Genomic DNA, 26,694 nt, shown 5'->3' with positions numbered 1-26,694 from the left:
GGCTTGCCAAAACGCGTTCGCCACAAGGCGGACAATGCATATTCCCAAGCTTTCACAAGTAAAATAGAGTAAACCAAAAAAACATTTGGAAATCTTCCGATTATTTGATAAGCTGATATTAAAAGCTTCATAACTTACACATCAGCTGCACTGCCCGGAGCTTTTCGCGGAACAGTTGCTTCATGAAACAAAAAAGCGGGGCTGTGTTCCGGCGACAGGCAGAAGAAAAGCCTGCTAAATGACCGAAACAACCGTGCCCTTCATAATTGGTTGGTCCTTATCTGGATGAGAAAAGGAGACGATGATTCGTATCAGGTAAAATGTAAGCGGATTCATCGTCTTTTTATCTCAGTTTATCACTCTTTTTAGCGGAAGCGAGGAGGAAAGCAATGGGGAAAGCAAAAATTCGATGGAATGAACCCTTGATTTCTCAACACGAATCGGCTGCTGAAGGATTTACGCCGGAAGATTTCACAGAGGAAGATCAACTGATTTCAAAAACGACAGAATCATTTGTCAAAAATGAAGTCATGCCCCTTCTTGAATCGATCGATCAGCAGGATCACGAAAGCGTGAAAAAATTGTTTCAAAAAGCGGGAGAGCTCGGATTGCTCAGTATCGAAGTTCCTGAGGAATACGGCGGCCTTTCACTCAGCAAGAAGCTTTCCGGGTTAGTAGCAGAGAAAATGGGAGCCGGCGGATCGTTCAGCGTCTCCTTTAATATTCATGCGGGCGTCGGGACATTGCCGTATATTTATTATGGAACAGAAGAACAAAAACGAAAATACCTTCCGAAACTGGCATCGGGCGAATGGATCGGAGCATATGCTCTGACAGAGCCGGGCGCAGGCTCAGATGCTTTAAACGCAAAAACGACGGCCGTCTTGAATGGGGAAGGAACAGCCTGGGTTTTAAACGGGGAAAAACAGTGGATTACGAACGCGCAAGTAGCTGATGTATATGTTGTCTTTGCAAAAACGGCGGAAGGCATGACAGCATTTATCGTCGAACGTTCGTTTAAAGGCGTTTCCATCGGACCTGAAGAGAAGAAGATGGGAATCAAAGGGTCTTCGACGGCAACCTTAATCCTCGAAGAAGTCGAGGTGCCAAACGATAATGTTTTGGGTCATGTCGGGAAAGGTCATCACGTCGCTTTGAACATTTTAAACATGGCCCGCTTAAAGCTCGCGTTTTCGAACATTGGAATGGCAAAGCAAGCATTGAACCTTGCCGTTAGCTACGCCAAACAGCGCAAACAATTTAACAAGCCGATCATCGGTTTTTCAATGATTCAAGAAAAGATTGCCGACATGGCAATTTCGATTTTCGGCGCCGAAAGCGCTGCTTACAGAACGGCAGACTGCCTGGACCATGTTTTAAATTCGGCTGAGCCATTAGACGACAGACTGAGAAAACTCACAAACTATGCATCCGAATGCGCGATCAATAAAGTTCACTGCTCCGAAATACTCGACCGAAATGCAGACGAGGCGGTACAGATTCATGGCGGCTACGGATACATGCAGGAGTACGAAGTCGAACGTTTGTACCGGGACGCGAGGATCAGCCGGATTTTCGAAGGGACAAACGAGATTAACCGTTTGACGATCGCCAAACTGATGATGAAAGAAGTGAAGCAAAACGGCATCTCAGAGCCGGAAGCTCAATTAAGCAGCGGGGAAAACCGAAACCGGCGGTTTATTCAGCTGTCCAACAGGCTTTTCGGCAAAACATTAAAAGCGCTTAAACGCTCCCGCGTGAACATTCAAAAGGAGCAGGAATACGCGCGGATTCTCGCCGACATGCAAAAAGAACTCTATGTGATGGAATCCGCCGCCCTCCGGACCGAAAAGGCAACCAAAAGATACGGAAGCGAAAAAGCACGGTTGAAAGAAATGATGACGAACGTTATTTGTGAAGAAGGCTTCCGCAAAATCGAAGAGATGGCGGTAACCGCCTTATCAGGCATAGAATCTGATGAAGCTGAAAGAAAGCTCGAATTGGAAGAGGTTCACAGCCTTACTTTGCCCCTTTTCAGCAATCTGTTTGCTCAAAAACGCGAAATCGCAGAGAAAATAGCCGCTCATGAAAAATATACGGTGTGATCGGAGGGAAACCGTTTGAAAAAAATCGGGTTTATCGGTTTGGGCAACATGGGTCTGCCCATGTCGAAAAATTTGCTTCAGGAGAACTTTGCGGTATATGGAACGGACCTTAACAAAGAAGCTGAATTGGCCTTGCATCATGCAGGGGGAACGATCGGGATTTCAGTTGAAAAGATGGTAAAAGAGTGTGACGCCATCCTGACAAGCCTTCCTTCATCAAAAGCTGCAGAGGAGGTTTTTCTGGGGAAAAAGGGGCTCGTACACCTGGCTGAACCAGGCGTCCTTCTGATTGATACAAGCACGGTCGCTCCTGAACTGAATATCCGGATTGCAGAGGAAGCGAAAAGCAAAGGAATTGATTTTCTTGCGGCGCCGGTCAGCGGCGGTGTAATCGGAGCAGTCAACCGGACGCTTACCTTTATGGTCGGGGGGCCGAAGTCTGTTTTTGATAAAGCATTGCCTATTTTCAACGTATTGGGCGAGAATATTTTTCATGTGAACGAAAACATCGACAGCGGAACGAATACGAAGCTGATCAACAACCTCTTAATCGGTTTTTATACAGCCGGCGTCAGTGAAGCCTTGCATCTTGCCAAAAACAGCAATCTCGATCTCGAAAAATTGTTTGAGATGCTGAACGTCAGCTATGGGCAGAGCCGAATCTATGAGCGCAACTATAAAAGTTTCATAGCGAATGAAAACTATGAACCTGGCTTTTCTTTGAAGCTGCTGCTGAAAGACCTTGGCTTTGCACTGGATTTGGCTGAGAAAAATGAGGTTGAACTGCCGGTGAGCAAGATTCTCTTCGGCATCTATGAAGAAGCCGATCAAAATGGATACGGCGACAAAGATATGTCTGTTTTATACAAAAAAATAAGCGAACAGAAGACAACTTATCGGTAAGGAGAGGTGAGAAAGTACATGATCACAACGAATGCCAAGAAAATTATGAACCATATCGACGGGGAGTGGGTGAATTCCTCAGGTACGGAAGCTGAAGAAGTCGTCAATCCTGCAAACGGAAACGTCATCGCTTATGCGCCCCTATCTGTGAGAGCGGATGTAGATCGTGCCGTGCAGGCTGCCAAACACGCTTATCAGACCTGGTCACTTGTGCCTGTCCCCAATCGGACGAGACTTTTATACAAATATTTACAGCTTCTTCAAGAGCGAAAAGAACAATTGGCAGACATCATTACGACAGAAAACGGCAAAACGTTGAAAGACGCCCGAGGCGAAGTGCAGCGCGGAATCGAAGTTGTTGAGCTTGCGACAGCCACACCTACTTTAATGATGGGAGAATCCCTGCCCGCGATAGCTGGGGGCATCGACGGATCGATTTGGCGCTATCCTTTGGGGGTCGTCGCCGGTATTACGCCGTTTAACTTTCCAATGATGGTTCCTCTGTGGATGTTTCCGCTCGCCATTGCTTGCGGAAACACGTTCGTCCTGAAACCTTCGGAACGCACTCCTATTCTTGCCGGAAAGCTTGTCGAGCTGTTTTATGAAGCAGGGTTTCCGAAAGGTGTGCTGAACCTCGTTCATGGAGGAAAGGATGTTGTAAACGGAATATTGGAGAACGATGATATTAAAGCCGTCTCCTTCGTCGGTTCAGAACCGGTCGCAAAATATGTGTATCAAACGGGCACAGCCAACGGGAAGCGCGTTCAGGCTCTGGCCGGCGCAAAAAACCATGCGATTGTGATGCCGGATTGTCATCTTGAAAAATCGGTTCAAGGCATCATCGGGGCGGCATTCGGAAGCAGCGGAGAACGCTGTATGGCCTGCTCCGTCGCGGCGGTCGTTGATGACATCGCCGATGACTTCATGGAAATGCTCGTGTCTGAAACACGGAAGCTGAAGACAGGGGATGGCAGATCAGAGGATCACTTTGTCGGCCCGCTGATCCGCGAAGTTCATAAAGAACGCGTTCTTGACTATATCGACAGCGGTATAAAAGAGGGAGCCGCACTCGCCGTGGACGGACGCAATCCGGATGTTCAGGAAGGATATTTTGTGGGAGCCACGATTTTCGATCATGTAACACCGGAGATGAAAATCTGGCAGGACGAAATCTTTGCGCCGGTCTTGAGCGTCGTCCGCGTACAAGACCTTGATGAGGGGATCGAGCTCGCCAATCAATCCAAGTTTGCCAACGGCGCTGTCATTTACACGTCGAGCGGGAAAAGCGCCCAGCAGTTCCGCGACAAAATCGATGCCGGAATGATCGGCGTCAATGTCAACGTACCAGCTCCGATGGCATTCTTCTCCTTCGCAGGGAACAAGGCCTCTTTCTATGGAGACCTTGGGACAAACGGAAAAGATGGCGTCCAGTTTTACACGCGCAAAAAGGTCGTCACCGAACGCTGGTTCTAATTCTTAACATAAGGCTCCCTCTCATGCGCAACAGATTTTTTCAGAGGGGCCTTTTCTATTTCAACAGGGAGGGATCCATATTGAACTTGAAATATGCCACACTTAAAACCGAACATAGCATCACGACCGTCACGTTGAACAATCCGCCGGCAAATACACTCTCTTCTTCCTGTATCGCCGAATTGCGCTCTCTTTTTCGGGAATTGGCCCGCGACGAGGAGACAAAAGCGATCATCGTCACAGGAGAAGGACGATTTTTTGTGGCGGGAGCGGATATAAAAGAATTCGTTTCAAAACTCGGGGACCAAAAACAAGGGCTGGCACTCGCACAAGGGGGCCAGGCGCTCTGTGATGAAATCGAAGCTTCCAATAAGCCCGTCATTGCGGCGATAAACGGACCGGCTCTTGGCGGAGGCCTGGAACTCGCAATGAGCTGCCACTTCAGAATCGTATCAGACGATGCAACACTCGGCCTTCCCGAATTAAAGCTCGGCTTGATTCCCGCATTTGGAGGTACACAGCGGCTTCGCAATATAACGGATACAGCGACAGCACTCGATCTCATCCTGACGGGCCGAACGCTTTCAGCTCAAGAAGCGGTAGAGCTGAAAATTGCGCAGATGGCGGTAAAGGGGGAGGAACTGATGAAGACGGCAGAAGGGGTCGCGTCGTCTTTTATCGAAGGAAAAAGCATGACCAGCGTGAGACGCGCCGTTGAATGTGTCGTACAGGGCGCCTCTGAAAGCATGGAACAGGCACTGGAGAGAGAGCGAAACAGATTCGCCGAGCTGTTTGTCACTTCAGATGCCAAAGAAGGAATTCACGCATTTGTCGAAAAGCGCAAACCAAACTTTCATCATTCATAAAAGGAGTGGATCCAGATGTCCGATGATGTGCTGTTTTCCCTTAATCAAAACGGCGCCGCAGCGATTGTTTTGAATCGCCCGAAAGCGCTCAACTCCCTCACATACGACATGGTCCGTCTGATTGGTGAAAAATTAAACGAGTGGGAGACAGATCAAAACGTTTCTGTTGTATTCATCAAAGGTGCAGGACCAAAAGGACTGTGTGCCGGAGGGGATATTAAGGCACTCTATGAAGCACGTTCGTCAAAACAGGCCCTGCAAGAAGCCGAGCGCTTTTTTGAAACAGAGTACGAAGTCGATATGGCAGTCCATCGATTTCCGAAACCGATCATCGCCTGCTTGGATGGGATCGTCATGGGGGGAGGCGTCGGCCTGACATACGGGGCCAGCCACCGGATTGTCACGGAGAGGACAAAATGGGCGATGCCTGAAATGAATATCGGTTTCTTTCCGGATGTCGGGGCAGCCTATTTTTTAAACAGAGCTCCGGGACACATAGGAAGATATCTTGGATTAACGGCATCTGTCATCCATGCGGCAGACGTGCTGTATATCAATGGGGCAGACGCCTACATGGAGAGCGGCGCTTTAGAACGATTGATCCAAACAGTGGAACAAACAGATTGGCGCCTTGTAAACGTTGAAGAAAAGCTCAATCAGCTGATCGGCGAATCGAAAACGAAGCCCTCCCAAGAAAGCACGCTCGCCCGTGATCAGCAAGCGATTGACCGGCATTTTAAGTATGATAAGCTCGAAGAGATCCTTCAATCGCTCGAAAGCGAAGGAAGCACTTTTAGCTCGAATGTGAAAAAAACGATGCTTTCAAAAGCGCCATTTTCATTGAAAATCACATTGAAACAGCTGGCGGACGGACGTCAAAAAACATTGGAAGAATGCTTTGCCACGGATCTTGTGCTGGCGAAGAACTTTTTGAAGCACGACGATTTCTTCGAAGGCGTCCGGTCCGTCCTGATCGACCGTGATCAATCGCCGAACTACAAGTACCGGCACGTTTCAGATGTAACCTATGAAGCGGTGGACCGGTTTTTCCAACCTTCTGAATCTGTCCGATTTTAAAAGCTGGAGCTGACGATTAACGTCAGCTCTTTTTTTGTAAACCTCCCACGGTTTCTATCTGGGGGCCACCAACAATATGCTAAGGTACCATCGGCTTTAATTCATTGATTAAGAGGGCTGAGTGAACCTAAGCTTGCTATATTCTTCATATCAAAGGTGTATACTCCAAGAAAATTAATATGTTCCCATCCCAATTCCCCTCGTTTCCCAAAAATAAGGCGCTCGCAAGGCCATTCATGGTCTCACCTTTTTTCACTGATACGACGACGTAAGGATTCATTTGATATGTAATCCAAAATTAGAATTGTATTTTTCAATTCCTCCACGTGATTCTCATAATCCACACTAATCTCAACGATAAATGTTTCCTGTTCAATGATATGGTTTTATAAATTCGTTGATTATTGATGCTGTACATTCATTAGGATCATTGGAGAGTACCTCAGCTTTTTAAAAAACTGAGGTCATTTGTTTCAATATAATTACACCTATAGTTGAACATCAAAACAAAAACTACAATTTTGATATCTTGCTTTTACATTCGCAAACGCGTACGAGGGTCATCATAGGAGATATACTATGGATGGAGGTTAATAACAATTGAGACGCCCAAAACAATGCTGAATAAGGGAACTGGCGTATAAAGGTTTCGAATAATATGAATTAATAGGGGGTTATTATGAAAAATAAAATACATTTTAATTTTTACAAGCTTTGGCTAGGACAGTCTGTAAGTTTGTTAGGTACCCAGTTTACAATAGTAGCTTTGCCTCTTTTTGCATTAGAGGTGCTACAAACAAGTGAGGCAAATGCTGCCATGCTTCGTGGGATTATATTCATACCCTACCTAATTTTCGGATTAGTAGCTGGTGCTTTGATAGACATCCTTCACAGAAAAAATATTTTGCTAATTTGTAGTATATGTCAAGGCGTTTTATTTTTAGCAGTATTCATACTGACTGTAACAAATATAATAACGTTCCCTTTATTGGTGTTTCTCATGTTTTTGAATGGAGTATTTACTACGTTTTACAACATTGCAATTCCCTCTTTCTTGCCTGAAATATTAACAGATAAAGACAACTTAAAAAAAGGAAATGCACTACTAGCTCTTTCAGAGTCTCTCTCTATAGTAATTGGTCCTATGCTAGCAGGAATCGTTATTACTCTAGTTGGATTAACAGGCTCTTTCACTGTTGACGCAGTAACGTATTTTGTTTGTTTTGTGTTTGTATTATTTATTTCAAAGTTTAAACCGCATACAGAGGGCTCTTTAAAAAACGCAAATATAAAATCCGTATACAAAGACATATATGAAGGTTTGATATATTTTAAAAAACACCCTGTATTAGAACCAATTGTAAGCTGTGGCGCTGTTTACGGTTTTTTTAAATACATACTAAATAGTATTTTAGTAATATTCCTTTATAAGGTAATGGGTCTATCTGAACTTGAAATAGGCTTTGTTGTAGGTTCAGCAGCGGTGGGATTTTTAATAGGCAATACATTACTCATGAAAAAAAGTCAACAAATTAATAATACAAAAATGCTTATTTATAGCGCTACTGTATCAGTTATCGGTCTGGCCTTTATACCGATAATGGGATATTTGGGAACCGTTTACGGTATAGTAGCTGCAAGTATCATACATGGCATGGGAGAAGGTGTATTTGGCCCTTACTCTGCAACCATACGACAACTTGCTTCACCAAGTCACATGCTAGGCAGAGTAAATGCTGTACAGCGTACGCTTAATTGGGGAGCTTGGGCATTAGGAAGTTTTGCTAGTGCATTTTTAGTTTCTATATTCGGGCTTCAAACTACGTTATTTATAGGGGGCTTCGGAACAACATTGTGTTTAATGATGTTGTTAAGGCGAGGCGTATCAAAAGGAACCGAAATTGAATATACGAGTTCATTATAGAGGAGATGATTATGATGTATAAGATATCAAAAGGAATCGACATAGAAAATACACCACACATTTTATTTATAGGGGGATGGACAAAACCTATACAAGATGCTTTAGATAGGGGGTATACTGTTTCGTATATAGGGTCTTACACTAAACACATATACTTTGATGGAACTATTTTAGAAAAGTGTTTCTATAAAAAAGAAATAGACACAACAAATATACCCTTGTCTGTATACTATGCTGAAGAATTGTACAAAGAGAAACCATTTGAGGTGGTAGTATCTTTCAACGAAGCAGCCTTAGATACGGCTTGCATAATTGCAAAGATTTTTAATGTTAAAGGACCTTCTTACAATGCTAATATGATAACCCGCAATAAGGACATGATGCGTGAAATTCTAGCAGGCAAAGACTTTTCGATAGATTCGACAGTTTGCAATAACATAAAAGACATTGATGAATTTTTGAACAAAAAAGGCAGCATTATAATAAAGCCTCCGATTGGTGCAGGTGGTATAGGAGTGTCTAAGCTAGACACGGGAGATAACGTAGAGGTATTTATTAAAGATAATGGTATTCAACTACCTGTTTTAGTGGAAGAGTACGTTGAAGGTGACGTAGTTTATACGGTCGAAACCGTTTCTTATAACAAAAAACACTCTATACTAGCTATATCAGCTGAAATATTTAAAGAAGATACGTTTATAATAAACTATACTATTATGCCGGCACCTATAGATGAATCCCAAAAAAAATTAATTATGGAGAAAGTAATGCTATTTTTGGAGGACATGCAACTGGAAGACGGCATTACTCATACAGAGGTAAAGTTAGACAAACAAAAAAAGCCAATAATCATAGAGTCTCAAGTTAGGATAGGTGGCGGAAACATATGGAAAATGGTGGAACTAACAACCGGCATATCTCAATTTGGATACTATTATGATGCGTTAGCTACCAAGACTATAGATGAATTTAGATGTGTACCTTCAAAATGTCAAGCTATGTCTTTAAGCTTGATTCCAAAACCAGGTTGCATAAAAGAAATCAAATACAATGAGCTAGCTAACATTTCCGAGGTCGTATTAATTGATCTATTTGTAAAAGAGGGTGACACCATATCACCTATTGTTGACAGTACAGGGCGCAAAGGAAGTATATTATTTACAGCTAAGGATATAGAACATATGTATGAAGTTGCTTATGAAATATGTGACAATATAACATTTGTTTATCAGGACTTGTCAGAATGGAAACCTTCATTTAAAAAGAAATGTGGCACATGACTTGTCTATGTCAAGGTGCCTCAAAAAAGAACTCTTCAAATTCGAAGGGTTCTTTAAATTTTTATTCGCTGTTTAGTTATGCACGGTATTCAGCTACGATGGTATTATCTCAAACAGTACAGCGTTACACTGGCGATGATGCAAGTATAATCGGTAGAATAGGAAGCAGCAAGATATCATCCTAAAAAGGAAGGAACAATGAAAAAAATCATGATGTTTTTATTCATTTTTATCATCGTATTTTGCGCGGCTGTTTTGTTATTCATCAATTTACACCCCGTGTTTGGGGGAAATCCAAGCACAGAACAAAAAAAGCTGTATCAAAGCTTTGACAATTATGCAGATGGCAAATTTGTCAATCAGGCTCCAGAAAAAATGGATATGGGCGGAATCTCCGGCGTTTTCTCGATGATGAGAGACGCTGTTTCCGGCGGCAAGGAACGCAACCCTTCCGGTCAAATCCCTGTTTCTAAGATCGATTGGAGCACAGTTAAAAGTAACGAAGACAGCTTAACGTGGTTTGGACATTCCGCTTTTTTACTGAGCATCGACCGCAAAAAAATACTCGTAGATCCTATGCTGGGTCCAATCGCTTCACCCGTATCATTTATCGGAAGCAGACGCTACAGCGAAGACATCCTGCATATGGTCGATGATATGCCGCCGATTGACGCCGTCTTGATCACACATGATCATTATGATCACTTAGATTATCCATCCATCTTAAAACTGAAGGAAAAGGCCGGTCATTTCTTCGTTCCCCACGGAGCCAGCGCACACTTGATACGGTGGGGAGTTGAGAAAGAAAAAATCACAGAGCTCAATTGGTGGGATGAAACGGAGTTTCAAGGTTTGACGATAGCCTTGACACCGTCCAAACACTTTTCGGGTAGAGGGTTGTTGAATCGAAACACGACCCTGTGGGGCGGCTGGGTTATCCTCGGAAAACATACGCGTTTTTATACGAGCGGCGACGGAGGATATGATGAACATTTTAAGGAAATCGGCAAAAAATACGGCCCTTTTGATATCACCTTAATGGAGGGCGGTCAATATGACAGACGCTGGTCCGGGATTCATATGACACCCGAACAATCTGTACAAGCCCACAAAGATGTAAAAGGAAAGAACATGATGTTGATTCACTGGGGCGCGTTCACCCTCGCCTATCATGGCTGGAAAGAGCCGATTGAACGTGCTTTGAAAGAAGCTGAGAAAAAAGGCGCCAACATGATTGCTCCCGCGATTGGTGAAACAATCCTGTTAAACGGCCAATACTCGCTTCCCGAGTCCTTTTGGTGGGATATGTAAACAGGCCGTTTATCCGTATACAAGTCATATCCTTTGCAACTCTAAAAAAAGCCGTTTCCCGCGCAGACCGGAGACGGCTTTTTCTCTATTTTATTTGGCTGCAAACTTTTTAGTCTGCATTCCTTTAATCATGACTGAATTTTTTTGAAAGAAACTTGATTATATTAAATATCCAATAGGCAATTGCCCCTGTTGCGATGCCATATAATGCGCTCACTAAAAGGATTGCTGTTATAACACTTACATACCCCATAGCTGTTTGTCCTGGCCTTGACCTGAAACTTGTTTTCATCAATTGGAGTTTCGCTCACTGAAGTAATAAAATAGGTTGGAGAATAGTAAGGATAAGTTTTATACCATTTCCTAAATCATGCTCACTGAAGCTTCCGTCATCAATACTACTTTGTATGTAGTTGTCAATATCTATTGTATCACCAAAAATTTAACAAGTGTTCTACGTCAACAGGATTTTCTTTGAAGTATTGAGTGGAAAACTCATCAGATTGAAGTCATCGGAGCGGAACAAGTAGATGAAGCGTATGAGCGCGTACTTCGCAGCGATGTGCGTTATCGATTCGTGATTGATATCTCCACTTTGTAAATCATATGTAATACAGAGAGGCCAGACATTTTATTTGACTGGCCTTTTTTGGCATGATCCGGCAATTTCAGCAGATTGGATGGACATACAGCTTCATTCTATATGTCTCGCTTGGAAATTGGCGGGCTTGGGTCTCTGAAAAAGAGCAGTTTGCGACAAGGGAGTTAGAGCTGAGACGTTCTGCCATCAATTAGATTTTCTCACAGCTCTCATGATGACATATACGATGCCGAATACTATTAATACCGAAATGATTGCAGGCCCTAATGGCATTTCACAACCTCCCACATGTGAATTTCCTTTCCGTTATTATTTTTACATGTTGTAACAAACTTGTAAATCCATTTCAAAGTAAAAGCATATACAGACGAAACCTTTGACAATACAAGCAACAGCTACTATAGTAGGATAGTACTTTTATTTAATATTTACTGATAATTCAGGACATTCATTTATGAAATTTTTATCGTGCTACACTGCTGACTACTACAAACACACTAATAGCTTAACCCGAATCGGAGGACTCATGATGGCAAAAAAAATTCCTTTTTCATTTATCCTAATCATAGGACTAATGTTGTTTGCATTATTTTTCGGTGCAGGAAATCTCATTTTCCCGCCTATGCTTGGTCAGATGGCCGGAGAGAATGTATGGACAGCCAATGCAGGATTCTTAGTGACCGGAGTCGGATTGCCATTACTCGCCATTACCGCATTCGTTTTTTCAGGAAAAAATGATTTGCAGTCTCTGGCCAGTCGTGTGCATCCATTGTTCGGAATTGTATTTACGACGGTTCTCTATTTAGCAATCGGCCCTTTTTTCGCGATTCCCAGATCCGGTAATGTATCGTTTGAAATAGGGGTTAAACCTTTTTTATCTCATGATGCAAGCCCTGTCGCCTTAATCATATTTACCGTATTATTTTTCACGGTGGCCTGCTTGCTGTCTCTGAATCCAACTAAAATTATTGATGTTATCGGAAAATTTTTAACTCCTATTAAATTAACATTTATCGGATTGCTCGTCGTTACGGCAATTATTCATCCAATCGGAAGCTTTCAAGCTCCGTCTGCAGGATATGCATCACACGTGTTTTTTAAAGGGTTCAAAGAAGGTTACTTTACACTTGATGCCCTTGTCGCTTTTGTATTTGGAATCATCATTGTGAACGCCATGAAAGAGAAGGGAGCGGTCTCCAAAAAACAGCTCATGATCGTTTGTGCAAAATCGACGGCGATTGCAGCAGCGCTCCTGGCTCTGATCTATTCAGCGCTTTCATACATGGGGGCTTCCAGCGTTGAAAAACTGGGTCTATTAGAAAATGGAGCCGAGGTTTTAGCGAAGGTTTCATCCTATTATTTCGGACCATATGGTTCCGTTTTTTTGGGCTTAATGATCACAGTGGCATGTCTGACAACAAGTGTGGGACTCATCACAGCATGCTCTTCGTTTTTCCACGGCTTGTTTCCAAACATCTCCTACAAAAAAATTGCTGTCATTCTATCAATGTTCAGCACCCTTGTAGCAAATATAGGATTAACACAGCTGATTAACGTTTCAATGCCGGTTTTAACAACTTTGTATCCCATTGCGATTTCTTTAATATTCTTAACATTTTTACATCCCTTATTTAAAGGGAAGAGGGAAGTGTATCAAGGCAGTCTGATAATGACCTTTATCATCAGCTTGTTTGACGGCCTGAATGCTGCCGGACTCAAAATTGCAGCTATTAATCAATTTTTCAATCAGTTTCTCCCGATGTATGACATCGGATTAGGATGGGTGCTTCCGGCGATTCTAGGAGGAATAGGCGGCTATATTATTCATAGACTGCGGAAGTGCTGAATAAATTCATAAACATGGAGGCAACCCTTTGATCACAGGGTTGCCTTTTTCTTTCAAATGTTTGCGATGGTTTTCCATAAATGGATATTCTATAATGGTGTTAGTTTATCCATTTTGAAAAGAAAAGAGAGCTGAGTATGAGAAAATGGTATTTTATTTTATCAGCGTGTATTTTAGTTTCTGTTATCATCGCTTTTGCTTACGATAAGACCGGAGCAAAAGAAGCAGAACCGGCTAACAGCTTGTATGTTTCCCCCGATGGAAATGATCAAAATGAAGGAACGAAAGAAAAGCCGTTTCGAACTCTGGGACATGCAGCAAAAAAAGCTGTCCCCGGCACAACTGTTATGATTCGGGAAGGCACGTATCATGAAACGCTTGATGTGAAGGAGAGCGGGTCGGCTGAAAAGCCTATCACATTTCAAAACTATGAGAATGAAAAAGTCGTCATCAGCGGAAAATCTATTCAGGACGCTGAATATGAAACACCGCTCATTCAGATTCACAATCAACAGTACATCACAATCAACGGCCTGACGATTCAAGACCTTTCCGTTTCATCGGAAGAAGCAACCGCCATCGGAATTTATGTTTCAGGCTCCAGCAGTCATATCACCATTAAAAACAATCACGTCCGGGATATAAAAACAACAGCGGATGACGGCAATGCCCACGGGATTGCCGTCTATGGCTCCGGCAGCATGAAAGACATTAAGATCGAGGACAATACGGTTGAAAAGCTGACACTCGGGGCGAGTGAAGCGGTTGTGCTGAACGGAAACATTGACGGTTTCACGGTGAGAGGCAATGTGGTTCGCGACAATAATAACATTGGAATTGATCTGATCGGTTATGAAGGAACGGCCGCTCAAAACGATTTTGTGCGCAACGGTATCGTAGAAAACAACACGGTTTACAATAACTCCACTTACGGAAATCCCGCCTATGGGGATGATTACTCTGCGGGCGGAATTTATGTTGACGGAGGACAAAGCATTGACATTAAGAAAAACACGGTCTACGGCAACGATATCGGGATAGAAGCAACGTCTGAACATAAAGGGAAATATGCTGATGATATTCAAATAACCGACAACAAAGTGTATGAGAATGCGTACACGGGCATTTCTATCGGCGGATACGACCAAAAGCGGGGAGGCACCAGCCATTCTGTTATTGCGCACAATATTGTTTACCGCAATGATACAAAGGGGCTGGACGGCGGACAGCTTTTGCTCCAGTATGACACAAAAAGCAACAAAATTGAAAAGAACATCATCACAGCAAGCGATTCGCGAATATTTATCGCAAACGATTTTACGAAAAATGAAGGAAATAAAGTAAATCATAACGTGTACCACAAGGAAGCCGGCAAAGACGGTCTGTGGATTTGGAAACAGAATGAATACGACTCGTTTTCGTCGTATCAACATGCGACAAATCAAGATCAAGACTCGATTTATGCCGATCCGATGTATCGCGACGAGACGTCTTATGACTTTACATTAGATCCGGCTTCACCGGCTTGGCCGCTCGTTAAATAATTTCATAGGAAAACAGGTTTAATTTATGAAGCGTATGGAAGTTTAATGCCTGCACGCACCACAAAAGCTACTCTTTGAGAGTAGCTTTTTTATTTATTGGAAGATACCCTTTGCGACTCAACTTCTATCTGTCAACAGTCAGTTTAATCAAGTTTTATTTTTTAAATTCTGCTTATTAATAGCTTAAATTATATTTACAAACTGACCGTGGTCAGTTAAAGTGAATGCTTAAGAAGGAAAATAAAATCAGTGAGTGAGAGGTAGCCAAATGGAATTGAATGTAGAAAAAATACATACTGCAAAAATGTGGTCATTGTCATTTGTTTTTGTGACGTTTGCAAATGCTTTCTTGTTTATGGTATTTGAAATGTTATTGCCGACATTGCCTTTGTTTGTGACGGCTATTGGGGGAGGGGCAAAACAAGTCGGGTATGTTACAGGTATTTTTATGATCTCTGCAATTGCTGTTCGTCCTTTTGCAGGGGCATTGGCTTTACGGTTCAATAAAAAATATTTGCTCATTTTAGGAATTGTGATCAGCGCTTTCTCAACAGGAGCCTATTACCTGGCGTCTGATGTCAGCGTTTTATTATTGATTCGCTTAATACATGGGGCCGGGTTTGGATTGGCGACGACCTATTTTGCGACAATCGCAGCCGAAATTATCCCTAAAGAGCGGAGAGGGGAAGGCATTGGATATTTTGGAGTAGGTGAGACAATTGCAGTTTCCGTTGGACCGATGATCGGTATCGCGGCTCTGGAGCTTTATGATTTTCAAAGACTTTTTTTAGGCGGGATGTCCGTTCTTTTGCTGGCGGTACTTATGGCTGTTTTCGTGCGAAGACAGCCGGAAACAACTGGCACTGGCGGAAAAGGAACTGCAAAGTTAAAAGTATTGGAAAAACGTGTACTGTTTCCGTCAATACTTATTTTATTCGTTGGTATTGCTGCATCTGGAATTATGTCTTTCTTTTCGCTCTATGCAATCGAAAAGGGGTTTCATAGTGTCGGGATGTTTTTCTTTTTGATTGCAGGAGCCAGTTTTTTTATACGGCTTATTTCCGGCAGAACATTTGACCGATACGGAGCTGCCGCCATCCTTATTCCCGCCTCGCTATTTTCAATAGCAGGGCTGTCAATATTATATTTCGCGCAAACAAATGCAATGTTTTTTACAGCGGCTATATGCTACGGTTTTGGATTCGGCTCAATTTTTCCCGCCATCCAAACATGGTGTATCAATCTTGTGGAAGAGCATGAACATGAGGATGCAATGGGAACGTTCTTTAATTTTTTCGATATGGGGATTGGCGGAGGGTCCTTATTATTAGGTTTGGTGGCGACGGTTTATTCCTATCGGGAGATCTATATTACCGCCATTTTCATGTACCTTCTGTTTCTTTTATTATATATTTTATATATCTGCATGAAGAGAAAAACAGCCTGAAAAATAGGGGAGGACGGTATATTGACCAGAGAGAATATAAAGCGTACAGCGGTTCGCCAATTTAATGAATTGGGATATGAGGGAGTCAAAATGTCGCATATCGCACAAGAATTAGGAATCAGAAAACAATCTCTCGCTTATCATTTTTCGTCAAAAAAAGAGCTGCTGATGGAAATATACCCCGAGATTGTGGAAGAGGAAATTTCATTTATCAACGAATTCTTCGATTCAAGAAAACATATGCCTGCAAAGAGTCAAATATATGACTTTTTAAAAGAAACCCAAGTCCGTTTTCATGCATTGCCAAATGTAGCTTTTTTGCAGGCAATGTCCTTTAAGGCGCCTGCTGAAGTAAGCGATTTTATTTCAGCCCAATACCTTTTATATCTGCATACTTTAAAAGAACGGGTAGCGAATGTTTTTAAGGAATCGGATGTGAACTGTCCGCCGGAGAAATGTGCGATAGGCTTTATTACGCTTTATGACGGGCTTAACATTCAACTGGTATACGAAAACAAACAATCATTTGAACGGTCTTTAGAGATATCATTTGATATTTTTTGGCGCGGACTATTGTAGGTGCATCTGATTTAATTTAGAGCTGGAATCCATGGTTGAAAGGCAGAAGGGGGGAGGCCGCTTGTCTGGAGTTATTTTTGGAATCGTATGCTTCTTTCTTGTGTTTTATTTCCTAAACTATATCGGTCAAAAGTTAATATCTAGAAAATCACCTGTGAATCATAAGATTATCATTTCGATTTCATTTGTAGAAGCTCTTATTTCACTAACTTTAGTCTATTACCGTCCCCCATTTTTATAATAACAAATTAATTTTAAGTTACCTCCATTAAGAAGTGTCTATATAAAATTGTGGCTTTTCTTTGAATCTTCAGCAAGTACTTTGCTGACTTTTATTAATTAAGGGGGAACAAGAAAATGAAAACTTATGACGCATTTCCAGAACCAATTGGCGGCTATACTGTCGGTCGAACCCAGATGGATTTTGATTACACGGCATCAGACCACTCAAAAAGAGAACTGACGGCGTTTGTGTACTATCCGTCCGACAGTAGCGAAGGCAAGACTGCATCAACGTACATGTTTCCTGAGGTCTACGAAATGCTTGATGAGCAGCCACTTCTCACTGCGTTGAAGGATGCTTACTCTATAGATATCAAGACCCAGTGTTACGACGACCTTGCTCTCTCCGGGAAGGAAAAGCGCTATCCGGTGTTATTCTATGTATGCGGCGGGGGCGGTTCTCCAGAATGGGGTACAGTGATCTGTACAGACTTGGCAAGCATGGGATATGTTGTGGTAAGCATCGGCCATCAGAATAGCACGATGTATAAGCGTAAAGATGGGCGCCTGTTTAATGTATCAAAGGATTTTTCGGATGCCATTATGGCGTTTTCTGAAGATCCGGAGATGCTGGCGTTGGCTGGTAAGATGGAGATGCGGCCTGACGATGAAACTGCCATTGAGATGTGCCGTAACGTGCTTACACTGCCGATACTTGCCAAGTTAACAGAGTATAGTGAATTACAGGCAGAAGATGTAAGGTATGTAGCCGATTATCTTTACAAACTGGACTCTGGAGAACTGAATTCCATCTTTAAGGGCAGATTGTTGCTTGACATCGGCATGGGCATAGTCGGACATTCTTATGGAGGGCCTACGACGGCGATTGTTTGCCGGGACGACGACCGGTTCGCCTGCGGGATTGGCTTGGATAGCGGTGCGTTCGGCCTTCGCGACAGCGACCTGAAGAAACCCTTTTTGCTACTGTTTTCTGAACCTAACTATAATATGAATGCGATCATTGGCGCTAACAACAGCATGGAAACCTATTATTTCTCTGTTGATCGTGTTGCGCATTTAGATTACTGCGACATCGTGTTTACCAGTGTTAATGAGGAACTCAGAGGCGAACGGGATGCTATGGAGATGCGAAATCTTGTTACAAACTATACGAAGAACTTTTTTGATCATTACATACTGCAGAAGGCTGCAAGTGTGGAAAGTCTGGCATACGATGGCGTGGACTTGATCAAGAAGACCAGCAACAAGTGACATAGCCGAGAGGTTGCTGATAAACGCATGTCAAAGAGCTAGCCGTACAGACACAGAGCCGATAACCCTATTACGCGGTTATCGGCTCTCTCATATTTCAGGCATTGTTTTTAAGTGATACAAGCTTTTGTCTAGATACTGAGATGAGTGTTGATTTGGGAGAATCGCGTCCAATTAAAACTAAATGAATATGCAAACTGCATGCTTAATGTATGGAATGAAGTTAATACATTACATGTGAATGCTGATGTTGAAGTCAATGAAATATTACATATAATGTTGTGAACATTTCAAATCAGTAAAGTAAAGTTGAAAGAACCAGCCAAAATTACAATGTAAGTTAAAGGAGTTTGCGAAGAATGGGTTATAGGAATGGAAATTATGGCTGCATTTTATGTCAAAGAACTGTTTAGTGAAAGTAGTTCATGGGCTAATGCAACCAAGGGTTTTGTGTCGTACAGCTGATGGAGGAACATTGCATAATCCTGACCTTCATTTTTTCTAGTTTACATAATATATATTCTCGGAAGTTAAGGATTGAAAAGAAATTCTGTCTCAATATCAAAGTATACTCAAGTTAGTGAGACAGAATAAAAAATTTTATCGATAAACTGAATATACGGCAATTTCTTTTCCCCATTTATGTATCGTTTTTTCTAAAGTCATGCCGATTCGTTCGGCAACTTTTCTGGACGGCAGATTTTTCGCATCAGGTAAAGATACGATTTTTTTCAGGTGAAATGACTCAAATCCATACTGTTTGCATGCTGATGCCGCTTCGGTTGCATAGCCGTTTTTCCAGACGCTCCGTTTAAACAAATAGCCGATTTCCATTTCGTCCGATCCTTCGACTTCCTGTGGCACGATACCGCATTGACCTAGAAATTCGCCTGTTTGTTTATGTTCGGCAACCCACAGGCCGGTTCCGTGTTTTTCATAGTTTTCAAGCGTCCAGTCGATCCAGTGCAATGTCTGTTTTTCATTCTTTGTCGATGGATAATATTCCATGGCTGTCGGGTCAGAAAAGATTTCGAGCAGGTTTTCGGCGTCATCACGCCTCATTTTTCGCAAAATCATCCGGTCTGTCTTCATGATCGTATCTTTCATGGTTCTTCTCCCCCTTATTTTATTGATTATGAAGACGTTAATTCCCGATAAACCGTTTCTAATTCTTCCATTGTCAGATCTCCGTATGCGCATTTAATCACGGCATCTGCGAATTCATCATAGTCGTCATCTGTTGAAAAACCTTGCTGGAGCGTTTTGGCGTAAAGCTCGATTTGTTTTTTTCGCTTTTCAATGTCTTCCTCTTTGCCTGCGTAATCAGGTCCATTGATCGTGTCGTAGTTTTCCTTGACAAGCATCATGTATTGCTGCAATGTTTCATTCATACATCCATCTCCTTTCATGTTTACAAAAATATTCCTCATTCCTTCCATTATAATATATACGAAAACGGACACCAAATTCGGTGTCCGTTAAAGTGCCGTTATTTAGGTTCAGCGCCCCAAATCAGTTTTCCATTCTCATACAACGTGATTTTTTTCGTATTTTTAAATGTGTTTGAACCTGAAGAAAATGAATAGTCGCCGCTTTGGGCATAATTGCTCCAGTTGTCATTGTGAAGACGGATCTGGATTTCGCCTGTACTTGCACCCGGCGCTAATGTACCGTTTTTAAATCCTACTTCAAGATACGTGTCTGCTCCGTTTACCGCTTTTTTTAATTGGACGAATTTGTGCGTGATTTTGCTGCAGCCGATTTGGGCATAGTCGCAGTCAAAATTTTGTCCTTTGTGATTCGTTTTATACCAATAGCGGACAGTGATTCGATTTAAAGACACGGTTTTTTTGCTGTTGTTTTTAATGTTGAGTTGAGGGCGGATTTGGTTGCCGTTTACATTGTTGTCCCCCGCTCTGTATTGTACTGCTATCGTGTTGGCTGCAGCGCCGCTGTCTTGACCTGGTTTATCCTGATCCTTTTTCTGGTCTTTTTGATCTGACCCTTTCGAATCCGATCCAGAGTCTCCTGACGAACCGTTTGATCCGCTGCGGATGTTTTCCCTGACGAATTTACCTGATGAGGATAAGTCGGATTGAGACCATCCTCCCTTTTTAGAGGCGCCGGAGTTTAAAGCAGCTGACGACTCTTGTTTGTCGCACAAGCTCCAGTTTACCCAGCTGATTTTTTTGCTGTCTAAATATTTCAGCCACTCCCTGGATTGGTCGAGGTAGACACCGCCGTTTCCGGAAGCATCGCTCGTTCCCCATTCTGTGACGAAAATCGGCGCTCCTTTGCTGAGTGCATAGTCTGCTTTATCCCGCAAAGACTGACCGTGCGTACCCGCATAAAAATGGAGCGCGTACATGACATTGCCGTCTTTCAGCTGATTGTCCGCCGCATCGTTGACATCTTGGCTCCAAGTGCCTGTCCCAACGATCACAATATTTTTCGGAGAATTTTTGCGGATCACGGACAAAATGTCTTCAGCGTAAGGTTTAATGTCACGGTTCCAGTTGACATCGCCGTTCGGCTCGTTAGCAATTTCAAAAATGACGTTTGGCGTCTTGCCGTAAAGCCTTGACATTTCGTTGAAAAACTCTTTTGCTTTCGCTTTGTTTTGGTTTGGATTGCCGTCGCTCAGTATGTGCCAGTCGATGATCACATAGATTCCGAGTTCTTTTGCCGCTTCGACGGCTTCCTTCACTTTGTTTTTAACCGACGGATTGTCAATATAGCCGCCTTCACCCGTATACATAGCCGCGCGGAAGACATTGATGCCCCAGTCGTCTCTCAGCCATTTTAACGAGTCTTTGTTGACATAATCGCCATACCACTGCAGCCCGTGTGAACTGATTCCTTTCAGCTGAACCGCTTTTCCTTTTTGATTGACGAGCTGCGTACCTTTCAAGGTGAGCTGTCCGTTTACAGCAACGGGTGTTTGAGAAGCGGCAGACGCTTTAGGTGCGATGATACCGCTGATGCCGAGTGCTGCTACCATGAAGCAGGCGATGAAGACAGAAATGGAACGTTTCATGTATGACATTCTTTTTCCTCCAATGATGTTATTTTCCAAAAACACTTTCTGGCAGACATTTTCACCCCTTTCTTGGCTTGTAGCACGTTACTGATTGTAAAAAAACTATTCATTGATTGTCTATCAACCATATTTCACGTTTTTTTCGTTTTGAAAATCTATCTATTTCCTCTTTTCGTATGAAATGGGAGGTCTGAATGCTAATGATGAAAAGCTAAAAAAGTATGACCGGGGACTTTGTGCTTCCTTTTTCTCTCAATTCGAAATTTTAAAACCTGATTCTTCTTCAAAATAATGTCTTCCCTCTGCCTAAAATGCGGCAACCGGGAAAAAATCGCTGTAAAAAGTTCACAAAGCGGACATGTTCTCTCTGCTGTTTGTGTCACTTTATTGTCAAAAAAATAAAACCATCCGCTTGGAATGGTTTATTTCTTTAAATCAGAGAAAAAGCTGACAAGTTTTGTTGCGACACCGACAAACGTTTCAAGAATCGCCTGTCCACCTGCGACCGATAAAATTAAAATTAACGGGAATATCGTTTTTGGGACAATCAGATACCCGACAGCGATGATCAAAGCGCACCATATCCCTGCGCACCAATAGCAATTCAGCAAATAGCCGAAGTTTGATTTCGGCACTTTTTTCGTTTCTACATGCCCTTGTTCATCAACCGTCTGCTTTTTCTTCATGAACGGTTTCCGGATAAACTCCGTGATCTTGTCAAAAACAATCAAATGAGTTAGCCGGTAACTGGCGAGAATCAGCATCGTAAATGTAAGCCAGGATAAATGCTCCATTGCAGGCCTCCAACATGAAAAGTTATCTATAGCTATTTCCCGATTTCTTCTGACTTATTGCTTTTTCTGTCATTTTTCCCGAATGTGATGTAGATCACGATTTTCCATCGGTGAACCCGTTACATTTAACCCATAGCATAAAAAACACTTCAGGAGGTTTTACAAATGGAAGCAGTATTTGATCAAAACACAAAAACAGGTGATATTGTTACGCGTTTTCCAAGAGCCAGCCGGCTGCTGAAAGAATATCGCATCGACTTTTGCTGCGGGGGCAACCGCCCGATCGGTGAAGCGATAAAAGAACAGGATTTAAATGAAGAAGAGATCTTAGCAAAAATCAATACATTATATCAAGAGACAAAGGCATTGAATGCAAAAGAGACGAACTGGAGTGAAGCCCCGTATTCACAGCTGATCGACCATGTGATTCATACGCACCATGCTTACCTGTATGAGGTGCTTCCTGAACTATCAGGCTTTGTCACAAAAGTCTACCGGGTTCACGGCATCCATCATCCGGAACTCGCCCAGGTCCATCAATTGTTCCATCAGCTGAAAACTGAACTGGAACACCATCTCTTTCAGGAAGAGGAACTCATTTTCCCGAAAGTGACGGCCTATGAAGAGACGCGATCAATGGACAGCCTGGCAGAAGCGGTTCAGGCGATCGATGTCCTTGAACAAGAGCATGAAGCCGCAGGCAGCATCTTGAAGGAACTGAGAAAAGTGACCAATGACTATACCCTTCCTGAAGGGGCATGCACAACATATACACTGACTTACTTAAAGCTTGATGAATTGGAAACAGATCTTTTTCAGCACATTCACCTGGAAAACAATATTTTGTTCCCGCGGCTTGAAGCGGAAGCCAATCAATAAAATAAAAAGACAGAGGATTTCACTTCCTCTGTCTTTTTGTTTATCTATTCATCTGAAGCAATGTCTTTAACTGGAAGCGCTTCTCCTTCCTGATGCGTCGGTTTGCGGAGATGGAATAATGCTCTGATGCTGAATATGACCAAAATCACGATTCCGGCTAAAAAGATCGTATCCGGCACAGCCCTCCAAGTCAGCAGCGTTTGCACCGTATCCTGCTGTAAAAACTCAGGCGCCCTTGAGCTCCAGTACCCGTCTTCAAACGCTTTTTTCAATTGAAGAAAACCGACCGGCAACAAATTGATAAACACCATTCCGAACAAGCCGATGTTCAGCGACCAGCAGGCTATTTTCAGCCATTTATCATTCCACGCTTCTTTTTTGGCGATATTGCGTAGCGTATACAGCCAGACAGCAATGGCAAACATGCCGTACACGCCCATCATCGCCCCGTGCCCGTGGGCAGGTGTCAGGAACTGGCCGTGCTCAAAATAGCTGACAGCAGGCAGATTGATCAAAAAGCCCAATACCCCTGCACCGACCAGATTCCAGATCGCCGTTGAAATCAAGAACCAGAACGTTGCTTTATACGGGAAATGATGGCCTCCGTCTTTCATCATCTTGTATTGTTCATAAGCTTCCAATACAAGCAGGGTAAGAGGAATCACTTCCAGGCATGAGAAGACGGAACCGAGGCCGATCCAAACTTCGGAAGAACCGTTGTAATAGTAATGATGTCCGATCCCGATGACACCGCTCCCCAGCAGGATCGTCAGTTGAAAATAAAGCGTTCTGACGGTCGATTTTTTCGTAACCAGGTTCATTTGCACGAGCAAAAAGCCGATGACCACGACGGCAAAGACTTCAAAAATCCCTTCCACCCAAAGATGGATAATCCACCACCGCCAAAAATCCGACATTGTAATATTTGTGCCGGGATTAAAGAAAAAGGCTGCACCGTAAAACAGCGGAATGGCGATCGAAGAATAAAACAGCAGATGAATCAAACCGCCTTTATCAGATTCCCGCTTGAGGCCGCTCTTAATGCCTCTGAAAACGATAAACAGCCATATCAGCATGCCGAGTGCGAGAATGACCTGCCAGAAGCGGCCGAGTTCAATATATTCCATTCCTTGGTGGCCGAATAAGAACCAGTTGTTTCCTAAAAGGCCTTTCGCTCCGAGCCATTCGCCGGCCATGCTTCCGCCGACAAGGACGATCAGCGCCCAAAACAGAATATCGACAAGCAGCCCCTGCCTTTTCGGCTCGCGGCCTCCGACAAGCGGCGCCGCATAAATGCCCATACCGAGCCATGAAGTCGCAATCCAGAAGATCGCCAGCTGGAGGTGAAATCCCTTAGATATGCTGAATGGCAACATATCCCTGATCCAATCGATCCCAAAAAAGCTGTCCGGCTCAATATAATAGTGGGCAAGCAAAGCTCCGAACATGGCCTGAACAAAAAACAGCAGCGACACAACGGCGAAATATTTTCCGGTTTTAACCTGTGACGCCGTAAGCGGCTGTTTATCCAGATCAAATACCGGAAACGCCCCTTCCTGGTAAGCCTCTTTCATTCCAAGCTTGTAACGGTAAAACACGAATAAAATAATGCCGACAAATAAAATCAGGATGGTGACGCTTGCGCCGCTCCACCAAACGGCGGCAAATGACATCGTGTTTCCGGCATCTTCATCATACGGCCAGTTGTTCGTGTACGTAATGTCGTCGCCAGGCCTTAATGTACTGGAAAGCCATGCCGTCCAGAAGATAAAATCGGAGATCTGCGTGATTTGGTCTTCGCTGTCAACCCACGCTCTGTCGCGTTTAGGCATGTGGCTTTCTTTAATTAAACCGGGCTCAAGCCCCCAGCCGTCTCCTTTTGTAAAGACATTGCGGTAATGATCACGCACTTGCTGCAATCCATAAACCTGCGCATCTGTCAGCTTCAATGTATCTGACGCGCGATTATAACGGTTTTTTCTCATTTCGCGGATGACTTGATTCCGGATGGTGGACTGCTTTTCATCTGAAAGTTGTTTAAAGCGCTTGCCGTATCGTGCCTCCGCCTTAAAATCCTGCATCCCTTCCGTATAGATTTTCAGGGCTTCGGCCGTGTAATCAGGCCCCATGTAAGATCCGTGCCCCAAAATCGTGCCATAATCCATCAGCGCGTATTTTTGAAATACGGCCTGACCGCCTGAAATGGACGATTTGGTCATGAGCACCTCTCCGTTTGGCCCGGACACTTCAACTGGTCTTGGTGCAAGTCCTTTGAAGATCCAATAGCCTCCCAAAAGCAGCACCGAAAAACTAACGATTAAAGTAAAGACGAGAACAGATTTCAAAAAACCGTTTTTCGATGCTTTTTTAACGGGCACCGTCTTTCTTTGAACTTCCATTGCGGTTCACTCCTTTTTTGATTTTGCATGTCCTAAGATACTGGATATGCAGCACACCGGTTGTGAACCAGATCACTTAAATAATGGCGGATTTGTGAACAAAATAAAAACAGGCTTTCCATCTGTTGTTCAATGGAAAGCCTTCATCTTATCCTTCAATTGCAGCCGTTCAGCCAGTCTGTATCATGTATGAAAATTCCGCTCCTGTCAGCTGTCAGCAGATTTTTCTTTTTCATTTCATTTAATGTGCGGTTAATCGTTTCCCTTGACGTTCCGACCATGTTCGCAAAATCCTGATTGGTAATGGGCAAGCTGATGTAGACCCCTTTTTCTTGAGGAATGCCGTGTTCTGCAGCGAGCTTCATTAATACATGCGTCAAGCGGTGCTGGACATCTTTTGAAATAAAACCCTGGATCCGCTCTTGCAAATCGAGAATCTTTTTCCCCATGATTTGCATCACTTTTATTGTCATTTCCGGATATTTCATCAAAAGTTCATTAAAATCAGCGATGCGGATTACGATCAACTCGGTTTCCTGAACGGCTTCGGCTGTTGCCGGGTATGGGGAGCGGTCAAAAAAGCCGACATGGGGAAACATGTCCCCGCTTTGCAGAATCGAAATCACTTGCTCATTGCCGTCTTCATCGATTTTAAAGGCTTTAACAAGACCGGATTTAATGAAGAATACCGCTTCCCTCTCTTCCCCTTCCATAAAAACAAACATTCTCGGCTGATAGGTGCGCTTGACCGCGATTTGCTCGATTTGTTTGAACTCTTCATCATTCAGCCCGCTGAAAATCATAAATTGCTTCAGAAACTCCATTGGTCTTTCAATCCCTTCGGTTTTGCTAAAGGAGAGCGCGTTGTCACAGACGGCGCTCCAGCGCAAAGAGCTCTTCTTCAATCGCCGCTGCCTTCTCTTCCACGACTCTGCGGCTGTCCTTCAGCGCCTGATTATAAAAGTAAGGGCCCAGCTTTTCCTTTACGAATTCAAACATTTGAATCGCCGCGATGTCTCCAACCTCTTCTCCCCTTTCTTCAACATAAAAGCGTTTGATTTCCTCGATGATCGCTTGCTTTTCTTCTTGCGTAAGCTTTATAAACATAAAAGCGGCACTCCTTTTTTTATTT

21 protein-coding genes and 2 pseudogenes are annotated in these 26,694 nt (G+C 43.2%); 15 read left to right on the top strand and 8 right to left on the bottom strand.

Translation table 11 applies throughout. The annotated features are described in order from the left end of the window. Positions 1–389: 389 nt before the first annotated feature. The 5 genes from M1D59_RS10770 (at position 390) to M1D59_RS10750 (ending at position 6,424) form a co-directional block, all read left to right on the top strand. Entirely contained in the window at positions 390–2,105 is a 1,716-nt protein-coding gene (locus tag M1D59_RS10770) for an acyl-CoA dehydrogenase family protein (protein WP_026579632.1), read from the top strand. Between the two features lie 15 nt (positions 2,106–2,120). Then, positions 2,121–3,008 (top strand): NAD(P)-dependent oxidoreductase, encoded by an 888-nt coding sequence (locus tag M1D59_RS10765; RefSeq protein WP_020451657.1) that lies wholly within the window; start codon positions 2,121–2,123, stop codon positions 3,006–3,008. Between the two features lie 18 nt (positions 3,009–3,026). Then, a complete protein-coding gene (locus M1D59_RS10760; protein WP_216920699.1) occupies positions 3,027–4,481 on the top strand; it encodes a CoA-acylating methylmalonate-semialdehyde dehydrogenase in 1,455 nt (484 codons plus the stop codon). 80 nt (positions 4,482–4,561) lie between these two features. Next, positions 4,562–5,347, top strand: coding sequence for an enoyl-CoA hydratase-related protein (locus M1D59_RS10755; protein WP_020451655.1), 786 nt, complete (start codon positions 4,562–4,564; stop codon positions 5,345–5,347). Between the two features lie 15 nt (positions 5,348–5,362). Beyond that, on the top strand, positions 5,363–6,424 hold the full coding sequence (locus tag M1D59_RS10750; protein ID WP_020451654.1) for an enoyl-CoA hydratase/isomerase family protein: 1,062 nt from the start codon (positions 5,363–5,365) through the stop codon (positions 6,422–6,424). Between the two features lie 101 nt (positions 6,425–6,525). Here the strand turns inward: M1D59_RS10750 and M1D59_RS10745 are convergent. Further along, positions 6,526–6,741 (bottom strand): annotated as a pseudogene (locus tag M1D59_RS10745) (Tn3 family transposase); the annotation flags it as partial. A gap of 362 nt (positions 6,742–7,103) precedes the next feature. Between M1D59_RS10745 and M1D59_RS10740 the strand changes: the two are divergent. The 9 genes and pseudogenes from M1D59_RS10740 to M1D59_RS10700 all read left to right on the top strand — a co-directional run bounded on the left by M1D59_RS10740 (position 7,104) and on the right by M1D59_RS10700 (position 18,450). Then, the gene (locus M1D59_RS10740; RefSeq protein WP_023857547.1) at positions 7,104–8,348 is read left to right on the top strand and encodes an MFS transporter; all 1,245 of its coding nucleotides are present in this window, start codon (positions 7,104–7,106) and stop codon (positions 8,346–8,348) included. A gap of 14 nt (positions 8,349–8,362) precedes the next feature. Further along, the gene (locus M1D59_RS10735; protein ID WP_025810008.1) at positions 8,363–9,628 is read left to right on the top strand and encodes an ATP-grasp domain-containing protein; all 1,266 of its coding nucleotides are present in this window, start codon (positions 8,363–8,365) and stop codon (positions 9,626–9,628) included. Positions 9,629–9,838: 210 nt separating this feature from the next. Beyond that, positions 9,839–10,939, top strand: coding sequence for an MBL fold metallo-hydrolase (locus tag M1D59_RS10730; protein WP_095290763.1), 1,101 nt, complete (start codon positions 9,839–9,841; stop codon positions 10,937–10,939). 499 nt (positions 10,940–11,438) lie between these two features. Then, a pseudogene (locus M1D59_RS10725) lies at positions 11,439–11,540 on the top strand (NADP-dependent alcohol dehydrogenase); the annotation flags it as partial. Between the two features lie 529 nt (positions 11,541–12,069). Further along, positions 12,070–13,386: a branched-chain amino acid transport system II carrier protein gene (gene brnQ / locus M1D59_RS10720; RefSeq protein ID WP_095290657.1), complete on the top strand. Its 1,317-nt coding sequence runs from the start codon at positions 12,070–12,072 to the stop codon at positions 13,384–13,386. A 137-nt stretch (positions 13,387–13,523) separates the two neighbouring features. Beyond that, positions 13,524–14,930, top strand: coding sequence for a right-handed parallel beta-helix repeat-containing protein (locus tag M1D59_RS10715; protein WP_458118019.1), 1,407 nt, complete (start codon positions 13,524–13,526; stop codon positions 14,928–14,930). Between the two features lie 268 nt (positions 14,931–15,198). Further along, complete coding sequence (locus M1D59_RS10710; protein WP_145929827.1) at positions 15,199–16,377, top strand: MFS transporter; 1,179 nt, start codon at positions 15,199–15,201, stop codon at positions 16,375–16,377. Between the two features lie 21 nt (positions 16,378–16,398). Further along, complete coding sequence (locus M1D59_RS10705) at positions 16,399–16,956, top strand: TetR/AcrR family transcriptional regulator (protein WP_026579640.1); 558 nt, start codon at positions 16,399–16,401, stop codon at positions 16,954–16,956. A 357-nt stretch (positions 16,957–17,313) separates the two neighbouring features. Next, positions 17,314–18,450: an alpha/beta hydrolase gene (locus M1D59_RS10700; protein WP_095290649.1), complete on the top strand. Its 1,137-nt coding sequence runs from the start codon at positions 17,314–17,316 to the stop codon at positions 18,448–18,450. 600 nt (positions 18,451–19,050) lie between these two features. Here M1D59_RS10700 and M1D59_RS10695 read toward each other — a convergent pair. The 4 genes from M1D59_RS10695 to M1D59_RS10680 all read right to left on the bottom strand — a co-directional run bounded on the left by M1D59_RS10695 (position 19,051) and on the right by M1D59_RS10680 (position 22,284). After that, a complete protein-coding gene (locus M1D59_RS10695) occupies positions 19,051–19,557 on the bottom strand; it encodes a GNAT family N-acetyltransferase (RefSeq protein WP_101560930.1) in 507 nt (168 codons plus the stop codon). A 26-nt stretch (positions 19,558–19,583) separates the two neighbouring features. Continuing rightward, the gene (locus tag M1D59_RS10690) at positions 19,584–19,841 is read right to left on the bottom strand and encodes a YnfE family protein (RefSeq protein WP_023857562.1); all 258 of its coding nucleotides are present in this window, start codon (positions 19,839–19,841) and stop codon (positions 19,584–19,586) included. 98 nt (positions 19,842–19,939) lie between these two features. After that, positions 19,940–21,487: a cellulase family glycosylhydrolase gene (locus M1D59_RS10685; RefSeq protein WP_025809984.1), complete on the bottom strand. Its 1,548-nt coding sequence runs from the start codon at positions 21,485–21,487 to the stop codon at positions 19,940–19,942. Between the two features lie 425 nt (positions 21,488–21,912). Next, entirely contained in the window at positions 21,913–22,284 is a 372-nt protein-coding gene (locus M1D59_RS10680; RefSeq protein WP_020451642.1) for a DUF1360 domain-containing protein, read from the bottom strand. A gap of 165 nt (positions 22,285–22,449) precedes the next feature. Here M1D59_RS10680 and ric point away from each other — a divergent pair, with 165 nt between their 5' ends. Then, positions 22,450–23,163: an iron-sulfur cluster repair di-iron protein gene (gene ric / locus M1D59_RS10675; RefSeq protein ID WP_075213281.1), complete on the top strand. Its 714-nt coding sequence runs from the start codon at positions 22,450–22,452 to the stop codon at positions 23,161–23,163. A 44-nt stretch (positions 23,164–23,207) separates the two neighbouring features. Here the strand turns inward: ric and M1D59_RS10670 are convergent, their stop codons facing one another. The 3 genes from M1D59_RS10670 to M1D59_RS10660 all read right to left on the bottom strand — a co-directional run bounded on the left by M1D59_RS10670 (position 23,208) and on the right by M1D59_RS10660 (position 26,669). Beyond that, entirely contained in the window at positions 23,208–25,562 is a 2,355-nt protein-coding gene (locus M1D59_RS10670; protein ID WP_020451640.1) for a nitric-oxide reductase large subunit, read from the bottom strand. 155 nt (positions 25,563–25,717) lie between these two features. Beyond that, positions 25,718–26,386, bottom strand: coding sequence for a Crp/Fnr family transcriptional regulator (locus M1D59_RS10665; protein ID WP_023857565.1), 669 nt, complete (start codon positions 26,384–26,386; stop codon positions 25,718–25,720). A gap of 43 nt (positions 26,387–26,429) precedes the next feature. Further along, positions 26,430–26,669, bottom strand: coding sequence for a DUF2164 domain-containing protein (locus M1D59_RS10660; protein WP_020451638.1), 240 nt, complete (start codon positions 26,667–26,669; stop codon positions 26,430–26,432). Between the last annotated feature and the right edge of the window lie 25 nt (positions 26,670–26,694).

It is taken from the genome of Bacillus sp. PK6-026, from assembly GCF_054161455.1.
Note: the sequence above shows the minus strand (reverse complement) of the source record. Positions and strands in the feature narration are given on the sequence as shown.

Excerpts from the sequence above, each read along its gene's own strand:
- M1D59_RS10690 (WP_023857562.1), bottom strand. The coding sequence starts at position 19,841 with ATGAATGAAACATTGCAGCAATACATGATGCTTGTCAAGGAAAACTAC.
- M1D59_RS10735 (WP_025810008.1), top strand. The coding sequence starts at position 8,363 with ATGTATAAGATATCAAAAGGAATCGACATAGAAAATACACCACACATT.
- M1D59_RS10750 (WP_020451654.1), top strand. The coding sequence starts at position 5,363 with ATGTCCGATGATGTGCTGTTTTCCCTTAATCAAAACGGCGCCGCAGCG.
- ric (WP_075213281.1), top strand. The coding sequence starts at position 22,450 with ATGGAAGCAGTATTTGATCAAAACACAAAAACAGGTGATATTGTTACG.
- M1D59_RS10710 (WP_145929827.1), top strand. The coding sequence starts at position 15,199 with ATGGAATTGAATGTAGAAAAAATACATACTGCAAAAATGTGGTCATTG.
- M1D59_RS10700 (WP_095290649.1), top strand. The coding sequence starts at position 17,314 with ATGAAAACTTATGACGCATTTCCAGAACCAATTGGCGGCTATACTGTC.
- M1D59_RS10685 (WP_025809984.1), bottom strand. The coding sequence starts at position 21,487 with ATGAAACGTTCCATTTCTGTCTTCATCGCCTGCTTCATGGTAGCAGCA.
- M1D59_RS10660 (WP_020451638.1), bottom strand. The coding sequence starts at position 26,669 with ATGTTTATAAAGCTTACGCAAGAAGAAAAGCAAGCGATCATCGAGGAA.
- M1D59_RS10760 (WP_216920699.1), top strand. The coding sequence starts at position 3,027 with ATGATCACAACGAATGCCAAGAAAATTATGAACCATATCGACGGGGAG.
- M1D59_RS10680 (WP_020451642.1), bottom strand. The coding sequence starts at position 22,284 with ATGGAGCATTTATCCTGGCTTACATTTACGATGCTGATTCTCGCCAGT.
- M1D59_RS10770 (WP_026579632.1), top strand. The coding sequence starts at position 390 with ATGGGGAAAGCAAAAATTCGATGGAATGAACCCTTGATTTCTCAACAC.
- M1D59_RS10665 (WP_023857565.1), bottom strand. The coding sequence starts at position 26,386 with ATGGAGTTTCTGAAGCAATTTATGATTTTCAGCGGGCTGAATGATGAA.
- M1D59_RS10715 (WP_458118019.1), top strand. The coding sequence starts at position 13,524 with ATGAGAAAATGGTATTTTATTTTATCAGCGTGTATTTTAGTTTCTGTT.
- M1D59_RS10730 (WP_095290763.1), top strand. The coding sequence starts at position 9,839 with ATGATGTTTTTATTCATTTTTATCATCGTATTTTGCGCGGCTGTTTTG.
- M1D59_RS10695 (WP_101560930.1), bottom strand. The coding sequence starts at position 19,557 with ATGAAAGATACGATCATGAAGACAGACCGGATGATTTTGCGAAAAATG.
- M1D59_RS10740 (WP_023857547.1), top strand. The coding sequence starts at position 7,104 with ATGAAAAATAAAATACATTTTAATTTTTACAAGCTTTGGCTAGGACAG.
- brnQ (WP_095290657.1), top strand. The coding sequence starts at position 12,070 with ATGGCAAAAAAAATTCCTTTTTCATTTATCCTAATCATAGGACTAATG.
- M1D59_RS10670 (WP_020451640.1), bottom strand. The coding sequence starts at position 25,562 with ATGGAAGTTCAAAGAAAGACGGTGCCCGTTAAAAAAGCATCGAAAAAC.